We start from the raw sequence: 9,625 nt of genomic DNA, 5'->3' as shown, positions 1-9,625 counted from the left end.
GGATCCAGCAGGCGATGGGGCGCCGCGCCGAACCCTGGCTCGAGGTGAACGTACGCGGGCCGCTCGCCGCTGCGCACCTGCTCGCGGGCAGCGTCGAGGCTGGCCGGCTCGAGCGTGACGCGGGGATCCGCGTCGAGCTCGGCGACCAACGCCTCACTCGCGCGGCTGTGATCCTGATCGACGATCAGCACCGTCATCGCCGCGGCCTGCTCCGCGTCGCCGTCGTCGAGCTGCGCCCCAAACCCCGGCCCCAGCGCCCCGAAGAAGCTCGCCAGGACCAGCGGCCACGCAAAGGTCAAGAACAGCGCCCCGCGATCGCGCGAGAGCAGGCGCAGGTCCTTCACGATCACCGACCAGATCGCGCGCAGGGTCGCGTTCATTCGCGCAGGCTCCGTCCGGTCAGCTGCAAGAACACTTGCTCGAGGGTGGGTCGCTCGACGCGAAACCCCAGCGGCGCGCGGTCCTTGGCCAGCGCGTTGAGGGACGCGAGCGGGTCGTCGGTCTCCACGGTCTCGCGGCCGTCTGGAAATTCGACGACCAGCTGCGGCTTGCCAGCGTGGCTTGCCAGCAGGGAGTCGAGGCGATCGACGGCGAGCAGCTGGCCATGATCGATGATCGCCACCCGGTCACAGATCCGCTGGGCTTCTTCCATGTAGTGGGTGGTGTAGAGGACAGCCTTGCCCTGCGCGCGCAGCTGCTCGATGTTGTCCAGCAGGTGCGCGCGCGACTGCGGATCCACGCCCACGGTCGGCTCGTCGAGCAGCAGCAGGGCAGGGTCGTGGACCAGCGCGGCGGCCAAATTGAGCCGTCGTGCCATCCCGCCCGAGTAGGTCTTGACCCGATCCTCGCGGCGCTCGCTGAGCCCCACGAACTCGAGCGCCGCGTCGACGCGCACGCGCAGCTGCTGGCCCGCGCAGCCGTGCAGCCCGGCGAAGAAGCGCAGGTTCTCGGCGCCGCTGAGCTCGTCGTAGAGCGCCAGCGCTTGGGGTGCCAGGCCGATCTGCCGCCGGACCGCCGGATCGCGCGGCGAGCCGCCCCGCCCGCCCGGGAGATCGAGGCGCACCTCGCCGTGATCGGCCGGCAACAGCCCCGCCGTGATCGACACCAGCGTGCTCTTGCCCGCGCCGTTGGGCCCGAGCAGGCCCACGATCTCGCCAGCGCCAACACGCAATGACACGCCGTCGAGCGCGAGCGTGCGGCCATGGGTCTTTCGCAGGTCGATGAGCTCGAGCACCGGGGGCGCACAGTATAGGGTCCGCGAGCGGGCGAGCGGAGCACAGCCCCGCGGCGCGATGCCTGCACGCAACCTCACGTTGGCGGCCCGGCGCGCAGGGGCCCGGTGATCCCCGCGGTCTGGCATGGTTCGGCCGCATGCGTGGAGTGATCGCCAAGTCATCGATGTCCGTTTGTCTGCTGGTGCTCGCCGGCGCCGCGGGGGCCGGCTGTGACCGGGGGACCCCCGTCGAGTCCCCTGAGCCCGCCTCGTCGCCGGCCGAACCCACGGACGTGGTCCCCGCGGAGGTCCCCAGCACCGGGGTTGACGGCTTGGTCGCCTCGATCGATCCCAGCGTCGATCCTTGCGGTGACTTCTACATGTACGCCTGCGGTGGCTGGCTCGCCGCCCACGAGCGCCCGGCCGACAAGTCCCGCTACGGCCGCAGCTTCGACACCGTCTCCGAGCACAACGAAGCGGTGCTCCGCGAGCTGCTGAACAACGCGAGCGCGGCGGCCAAGGCTGGCGGCGCCGATCCTTCCACCCAACAGCTCGGCGACTACTACAACGCCTGCATGGACATGCCCGCGCGCGACGCAGCGGGGATCTCGGGGCTGGCCGAGTCGCTCGCGCTGATTGACGGCATCGAGGACAAGCGCGCCCTGATGAAGGTGCTGGGCCAGCTGCACGCCTCGGTCTGGGGCCGGATCGGCTGGCTGGGCATGCCGGCCGCGCCGCCGTTCTTCATCGTCGGGGTCGACGCGGACTACATGGACGCGCCGGATCAGAACATGGCGATCTTCTCGCAGGCCGGGCTCGCGCTGCCGAGCCGCGAGATGTACCTGCCGCCCGCCGGCCCGGAAGGCGACTCGGGGCGCGCGCTGCTGGCCAACTACGAGCGACACATCGCGACCATGCTGACGCTGGCCGGCTCGACCAGCGAGCAGGCCGCGACCGACGCCAAGCTGGTGCTGGCGATCGAGACCGAGCTGGCGGCGGCATCCATGACGCCGGTTCAGCTGCGCGATGACCAGGCCAACTATCACAAAGAGGGCTTCAAGGGGCTCGGCAAGCGGGCCAAGCGGGTCGCGTGGGACGCCTACTTCGAGGGGGCTGGGCTGCCGCGGACCCAGGCGCTCAACATCCGTACGCCCGACTACCTCGCCGCGATGGCCAAGCTCATCGACAAGCGCCCGCTCGCCGAGCTGCAGGCCTACCTGCGCTGGAGCTTGATCCACGCGACCGCCGAGGATCTCGACACGGCGATCGGCGAAGCCAATTTCGAGCTCACCAAGCTGGTGACCGGCGTCGATCAGCAGCCGCCGCTGTGGAAGCGCTGCACGCAGTCCGTGATGTGGGCGCTGCCGGATCTGATCGGCCCCGCCTACGTCGAGCGGGCGTTCGCGGGCGACGCCAAAGAGATCGCCAACGACATGATCGAGCGGATCAACCTCGCGATGGCCGCGAGCTTTCCCAAGCTCGAGTGGATGGACGACACCACCCGCGGCCGGGCCCAGCAAAAGATCGACGCCATGGGCCGCAAGATCGGCTACCCCGACGCGTGGCGCACCTACCAAGACGTTGCGATCACTGGCGCCAACCACCTCGGCAACGTGCTGGCCGAGAAGCGCGCCCACGCGATCCGTGAGGCCGCGAAGATCGAGAAGGCCGTCGACAAGAGCGAGTGGCTGATGCCGGCCCCGCTGGTCAACGCCTACTTCAACCCAACCAACAACGAGATCGCGTTCCCGGCCGGGATCCTGCAGCCGCCCTTCTTCGACGCCAACCAGCCGATGGTCATGAACTTTGGCGGGATCGGAGCGGTCGCGGGCCACGAGCTGACCCACGGCTTCGACGACGAGGGCCGCAAGTACGACGCGACCGGTCGGCTGACGCAGTGGTGGGAGCCGCAGGTGTCCGAGGCCTTCGAGCAGCGGGTCGCCTGCGTCGTCGAGCAGTACAACGGCTACGAGGCCGCGCCCGGCAAGTTCGTCAACGGCGAGCTCACCGCTGGCGAGAACATCGCCGACATCGGCGGGGTCAAAGAGGCCTACTTCGCGTACCAGGCCTGGGCGGCCGAGCAGGGCGGGGATCCGGCGGTCGTGGAGGGCATGAGCAACGAGCAGGTGTTCTTCGTCGCGTGGGCGCAAAACTGGTGCCAGCACACCGCGGACCTCGAGCTGCAGCGCCGCCTGCTCGAGGACTCGCACTCGCCCGGGCCGTTTCGGGCGGTTGGCCCGCTTGTGGATCTGCCCGAGTTCGCCCAAGCGTTCTCGTGCGCCGAGGGCACCCCCATGAACCCGCCCGATCGCTGCGAGATCTGGTGATGGCCTTCCCCCGCAAGCACCCCGGCTGGACCGACGAGCACGAGCAGCTGCGCCGGACCGTGCGGGGCTTCGTCGAGCGCGAGTTGGAGCCCCAGATCAACGCGTGGGAGGAGGCCGGCGAGTTTCCGCGCGCGCTCTACCAAGCCGCTGGCGAGCTTGGCCTGCTGGGGATGGGCTTCCCCGAGGCCTACGGCGGCACCCCCGTAAACGCGTTCGCGGCCATGCTGTTGACCGAAGAGCTGTGCCGGGCTGGATCGGGCGGCGTGATCGCCAGCTTGATGAGCCACGGCATCGGCCTGCCCCCGATCATCGCCCTGGGCTCGGAGCCGCTCAAGCAGCGCATCGCCCCGCCCGTGATCGCGGGCGAGCAGATCATCGCGCTGGCGATCACCGAGCCCTCGGGCGGCTCGGACGTGGCCAACCTGCAGACCACCGCCCGCCGCGAGGGCGATCACTTCATCGTCGACGGCAGCAAGACCTTCATTACCTCGGGCATGCGCGCCGACTGGATCACCACCGCGGTCCGAACCGGCGGCCCCGGCATGCAGGGCATCTCGCTGCTGGCGATCCCGGGGGACACCAAGGGCCTGACCCGCGCCAAGCTCGACAAGATGGGCTGGTGGTGCTCCGACACGGCCAGCCTGTATTTTGATGGGTGCAAGGTGCCCGCCGAGAACCTGATCGGCGCCGAGAACAGCGGCTTCATGGGCATCATGGTCAACTTCAACAACGAGCGGATGATGTTGGCCGCCATCGCGTTGGGCATGGCCAGGGTCTGCTACGAAGAGGCGCTGGCCTGGGCCCGCGAGCGCCAGACCTTTGGCAAGCCGCTGGTCCGCCACCAGGTCATCCGTCACAAGCTCGTCGACATGGCAACCTCGATCCGCGCCGTGGAGTGCATGCTCGACGATCTTGCCTGGCGCCTGGATCGCGGCGAGGTCCCGATCGCCGAGGTCTGCATGGCCAAGAACCTCGCGACCCGGTGCGTCGAGCAGTGCGCCAAGGATGCGGTGCAGATCCTCGGTGGCGCCGGGTTCATCCGGGGGGTCAAGTCCGAGCGGATCTATCGGGAGACCAAGGTGTTGAGCATTGGCGGCGGGGCAGAAGAGATCATGAAGGAGCTCGCGGCCCGCCAGCTTGGGTATCTGCGGTAGTTCGCTGTCCCCCCGGAACCCCCGCGCCGAGCGCGTCCCTGGCTTCGGGGCTAGCCGCGCCCAGCGAAACCTCGTAGCTTCCCCCCTCCATGTCGTACGACCACGCCACCATCGAGCCGCGCTGGCAGGCCTTTTGGGACGAGCACGAGACATTCAAGGCCGAGGTCGATCGCACCCGCCCCAAGTACTACGTGCTCGACATGTTCCCGTACCCAAGCGGCAGCGGCCTGCATGTTGGCCACCCAGAGGGGTACACGGCGACCGACATCATGGCCCGCTACAAGCGGATGAACGGGTTCAACGTGCTGCACCCGATGGGCTGGGACAGCTTCGGTCTGCCGGCCGAGCGCTACGCGATGAAGACCGGCACCCACCCGCGCGATCGCACCTACGAGTGCATCGATAATTTCAAGCGGCAGCTGAAGATGCTGGGGTTCTCGTACGACTGGTCGCGCGAGATTGCGACCACCGACCCAGAGTACTTCAAGTGGACCCAATGGATCTTCTTGCAGGTCTGGGGCAGCTGGTACGACCAGGATCAGGGCAAGGCCCGACCGATCGCCGAGCTGCCGATCCCCGCGCAGGTCCAAGCGCAGGGTGAGGCGGCCGTTCGTGCCTACCAAGACGAGCATCGGCTCGCGTACCTGCACGACGCCCCGGTCAACTGGTGCCCGGATCTGCGCGTGGTGCTGGCCAACGAAGAGGTCGCCGAGCAGGTCGAGGCGGGCCACGAGGTCATCCGGGTGCCCATGCACCAGTGGATGCTGAAGATCACCAAGTACGCCCAGCGGCTGATCGACGACCTCGAGGATCTCGACTGGCCGACCAGCGTGCTCGAGATGCAGCGCAATTGGATCGGGCGATCCGAGGGCGCCGAGGTCGTGTTCGAGCTCGAGGCCAAGCAAGGGCCCGCGTCCCAGCTGCGGGTGTTCACGACCCGACCCGACACCCTGTTCGGCGCCACGTACATGGTGCTCGCGCCCGAGCACCCACTGGTCGAGACCATCACCACGGCGGCGCAGCGCGACGCGATCCAAGCCTATGTTGCGTCTACCGCCCACCGGACCGAGCGCGAGCGCCAAGCCGCGGCGGCCGAGGGCGACAAGACCGGCGTGTTCACGGGCGCCTACGCGATCAACCCCGTCAACGATCAGCGCATCCCGATCTGGATCGCCGACTACGTGCTGATGGGCTACGGCACCGGCGCGATCATGGCGGTGCCCGGCCACGACGTGCGCGACCACGCGTTCGCCACGACGATGGGGCTGCCGATCGTCCAAGTCGTCGCGCCCGCACCGGGTGACTCGGGCGGCGACTCGATCAACGTGCAAGCGCAGGCCTACCCCGAGCCCGGCGTCGCTGTGAACTCGGGCCTGATCAACGATCTGCCCACCGCAGAGGCCAAGGCCAAGATCACCCAGTGGCTGGCCGACAACGGCAAGGGCGAGGCGCGCATCAACTACAAGCTGCGCGACTGGCTGTTCTCGCGGCAGCGCTACTGGGGCGAGCCGTTCCCGCTGATCCACAAGCCAAGCGGCGAGGTCGCCTCGGTCGGCGTGGACGCGCTCCCCGTCGAGCTGCCCGAGGTCGAGGACTTCAACCCCTCGGAGACCGGCGAGCCGCCGCTGGCCAAGGCGCTCGCGTGGGTCGAGCTGCCCGATGGCTCGCGCCGCGAGACCAACACCATGCCGCAGTGGGCCGGCTCGTGCTGGTACTACCTGCGGTTTTGCGATCCCCGCAACGCCGACGCGCCGTGGTCGAGCGAGGCCGAACAATATTGGATGCCCGTCGATCTGTACGTTGGCGGGGCCGAGCACGCGGTCTTGCACCTGCTCTACGCCCGGTTCTGGCACAAGGTCCTGTTCGATCTCGGCCACGTGTCCACCCGCGAGCCGTTCCAGAAGCTCGTCAACCAAGGCATGGTGCTTGGCGCCACCTATGTCCCGCGTGATCCGCAAGTCGCGGCCGGCCCCAAGCGCGTGTTCGTTGGCGACGAGATCGAAGAGGTCCAGCTCGGCGACGTGGTCGAGTACGTCCACAAGCAGACCCGCGAGCCGCTGACGATCCAGTGGGACAAGATGTCCAAGAGCCGCGGCAACGTGGTCAACCCCGACGAGGTGATCGCCGAGTACGGGGCCGACACGATGCGCCTCTACGAGATGTTCATGGGCCCGCTCGAGGCCAGCGCGCCGTGGCAACCCGAGGGCGTGGCCGGCTGCTTTCGGTTCTTGGGTCGGGCCTATCGGTTGTTCTTCGAGTCGCCCAAGGACGCCGAAGATCGCGCGCGCACGCTGGCACAGGGCGAGGGCAGCGAGCGGCAGCGCCGCTTGTTGCATCGGACGATCGCCGAGGTCACCGAGCGCGTCGAGCGGATGGCCTTCAACACGGCGATCAGCTCGCTGATGGTGTTCGTCCGCGACATCGAGAAGAACGACGAGACCCTGGGTCGCGACGCCGCGGGGATCTTCTGCCAGCTGCTAGCGCCATTTGCGCCACACTTGGCTGAAGAGCTCTGGCGCGCGCTCGGCAACTCAGCGTCGTTGACCTACGAGCCGTGGCCCAAGGCGGATCCTGCGATGTTGGTCGCGGACACCTGGACCCTGGTGCTCCAGGTCAACGGCAAGCGCCGCGGCGAGCTCGAGATCCCCGCGAGCCTGGATCCGAAGCAGGCGAAGGACGAGATCACCGCGCTCGCCATGGCGTCCGAGGCGGTTTCGCGCTTCGTTGGAGACAAGTCGCCCAAGCGCGTCATCTACGTGCCCGGTCGGCTCGTCAACGTTGTGGTTTAGGACCCCCACAGGCGCCTTCGCACTTCGCGGGCCTTCTATGACCCCCACAGGCGCCTTCGCACTTCGCGGTCACTCGCTTCGCTCGCTCCCAACGGGCCGCTTGTGCGCGATGGCATGATTGGCCCCCTAGAAGGGGGCTCCCCACAGGCGCCTTCGCACTTCGCGGTCACTCGCTTCGCTCGCTCCGTTTGTGCGCGATGGCATGATTGGCCCCCTAGAAGGGGGCTCCTCGTGGACCCCGCCTTCGCACTTTGCTCGTGGAGCGAAACTCGCGGGCGCGGGCGCGATCGCGGTCTGGTAAAGTTGGCCTCGCGGTCGCGCTCGACCGACGGTTGATCCATGAAGCGCTCTTACATCACGGTCTTGGCTTCGCTCTGTTTGCTCGCGCTCGTTCACGGCTGCAGTGACGACACGACGGCCACCGACACGGCGGTGACGGTCAACCCCGACACCGGCAACTCGAACACCAGCAGTCCAACCACCAACGGCGACGGCGACGGTGACGAGACCGCTGACAGCGGCGAAGAAGACGGCTGCCCGCCGATCACGGGCTGCCTCGATCTCCCCGAGGAAGACGACCCGGTTGGGTGCGACTCGGAGGGCAACTGCAACCTCGTCGATCTGCTGTTCGTGATCGACAACTCGGGCACGATGGGCGCCGAGCAGCTCAACCTGGCCCGCAACTTCCCGCTGCTGGTCCAGCAGCTCGAGGGCCTGCAGTCCGAGAACGGCGGCACCGGTGCGAACGTGAACATCATGGTCACGACCACCGACTTCGGGAATCCGCTGTGCAAGCCGTTCGCCAACCACGAGCCCGAGTCGGGGGCCCCGGTCGCAACCGCGTGCACCAAGCGGCTCGATCGCTTCACTGGCCTCGCGCAGATCAACCCGCCGGTCTACGAAGAGGCGTGCACGGATGTCTGCGCGGCGCCGGGCATCGAGCCGCTCAACGGCGATCTGATCATCCACTTCGACGACGAGGGCGACAACGTCCCGCCCGTGCCGCCTGCAGACATCAACGGCGACGGCATCGATGACAGCCCCGTCGCCCAGGCGCTGGCCTGCATCGGCCCGCAGGGCATCGACGGCTGCGGCTACGAGTCGCCCCTCGAGGCGATGATGCAGGCCCTCAACCCGCTCGCGCCGTGGAACTGCGACTCGCCCGGCGATCTGGCCAAGTGCCCGAACGGCGGGGCAGCCCGCCCGTTCATGCGCGAGGGCGCGGTGCTGGCCGTGGCGATCATCACCGACGAGGCGGATTGCTCGGTCAAGGACTACTCGATCATGACCGACAACGCGTACTTCGCGACCCTCGACGGCAACAAGCTGCCGAGCTCCGCGATCTGTTGGAAGGCCGGCGTCACCTGCAACGGCCCCGACGCCAACGGCGTGTACGTGAACTGCTCGTCGAACGACAGCGCCGACGTCATGCAGCCGGTCGAGCGCTACACCGACTTCCTCAACCTGTATGTCCGCGAGGGCCTCGGCAAAGAAGTCGTGATGCTGGGCATCCTCGGCGTCCCCCCGGTCACAGAGCACAACGCCAAGTCGCCCCACGAGCCGATCGCCGGCGGCGTGAAGTCGCTCGTCTACCGCAAGTGGCGCGATAGCGACATCCTCCCCGAGGACATGATGGCCGGGATCGACGTCGACTATCAGCAGTGGGCATTTGGGATCGGGCCTGGCTGCACTGGCCAGGACATGCAAGGCAACATCACCGGTCAAGCGATCCCGCCGGTCCGTGTCAAAGAAGTCTGTCAGTCGCTCGACTACGACGACAAGATCCGCTGCTGCATCGAGTCGGTCTGTGACGACGACTTCAGCCCGGCGCTGGGCTGCTTGACCGACGTGATCCAGAACGTGTTCACCCCAGTAGAGTAGGGCGCGCCCGACCGAGAACGACCGAGAACGGTCGAGCTGGGTCTAGGTGGGTCGTGGACCCAGCGCAGTCCCGCGTGCACGCCGTGCCGCGCGGAACGTCGCTCGGCGCGGGCGAGCGCACCAACCGCGAACGGGTTGGCCGTGGGGCGGATGCCGGGTCCCGGTGTGAGGTCAAACCGCATCGCGAAGGGTCCGAAGTGGCTCACTTCGGTTTCCACATCCGTACCGAAACCGTGTAGGGTCAGTTAGCCGCGGCGAACC

General features: G+C 68.0%; 5 protein-coding genes and 1 pseudogene. 4 read left to right on the top strand and 2 right to left on the bottom strand.

What is annotated here, in order from left to right; all coding sequences use genetic code 11:
- Together DB30_RS36480 and DB30_RS36475 are read right to left on the bottom strand one after the other, a co-directional pair.
- Positions 1–380: pseudogene (locus tag DB30_RS36480) on the bottom strand (hypothetical protein); the annotation flags it as partial.
- Positions 377–1,234 carry an ABC transporter ATP-binding protein gene (locus DB30_RS36475; RefSeq protein WP_052557972.1) on the bottom strand — a complete coding sequence of 286 codons (858 nt, stop codon included), beginning with the start codon at positions 1,232–1,234 and terminating at the stop codon, positions 377–379. The pseudogene DB30_RS36480 and the gene DB30_RS36475, both read right to left, overlap by 4 nt.
- A gap of 137 nt (positions 1,235–1,371) precedes the next feature.
- On the opposite strand from DB30_RS36475, the gene DB30_RS36470 reads away from it, so the two are divergent.
- From DB30_RS36470 to DB30_RS36455, 4 genes are all read left to right on the top strand, one after another.
- Positions 1,372–3,540 (top strand): M13 family metallopeptidase, encoded by a 2,169-nt coding sequence (locus DB30_RS36470; protein ID WP_052557970.1) that lies wholly within the window; start codon positions 1,372–1,374, stop codon positions 3,538–3,540.
- Positions 3,540–4,694, top strand: a complete 1,155-nt coding sequence (locus DB30_RS36465; protein ID WP_052557968.1) for an acyl-CoA dehydrogenase family protein — start codon at positions 3,540–3,542, stop codon at positions 4,692–4,694. The genes DB30_RS36470 and DB30_RS36465 overlap by 1 nt, the downstream gene beginning before the upstream one ends.
- 89 nt (positions 4,695–4,783) lie before the next feature.
- Positions 4,784–7,483, top strand: coding sequence for a leucine--tRNA ligase (gene leuS / locus DB30_RS36460; protein WP_052557966.1), 2,700 nt, complete (start codon positions 4,784–4,786; stop codon positions 7,481–7,483).
- A gap of 339 nt (positions 7,484–7,822) precedes the next feature.
- Positions 7,823–9,364 (top strand): vWA domain-containing protein, encoded by a 1,542-nt coding sequence (locus DB30_RS36455; protein WP_052557965.1) that lies wholly within the window; start codon positions 7,823–7,825, stop codon positions 9,362–9,364.
- The last annotated feature ends 261 nt before the right edge of the window (positions 9,365–9,625 follow it).

This window comes from Enhygromyxa salina (assembly GCF_000737335.2).
Taxonomy (GTDB): domain Bacteria; phylum Myxococcota_A; class Polyangia; order Nannocystales; family Nannocystaceae; genus Plesiocystis; species Plesiocystis salina_C.
The sequence above is the reverse complement of the archived record's forward strand: the minus strand, read 5'-3'. Positions and strand labels throughout refer to the sequence as shown.

What these genes read in the sequence shown, in the direction of transcription:
- DB30_RS36455 (WP_052557965.1), top strand. Translation starts at nt 7,823, where the DNA reads ATGAAGCGCTCTTACATCACGGTCTTGGCTTCGCTCTGTTTGCTCGCG.
- leuS (WP_052557966.1), top strand. Translation starts at nt 4,784, where the DNA reads ATGTCGTACGACCACGCCACCATCGAGCCGCGCTGGCAGGCCTTTTGG.
- DB30_RS36465 (WP_052557968.1), top strand. Translation starts at nt 3,540, where the DNA reads ATGGCCTTCCCCCGCAAGCACCCCGGCTGGACCGACGAGCACGAGCAG.
- DB30_RS36470 (WP_052557970.1), top strand. Translation starts at nt 1,372, where the DNA reads ATGCGTGGAGTGATCGCCAAGTCATCGATGTCCGTTTGTCTGCTGGTG.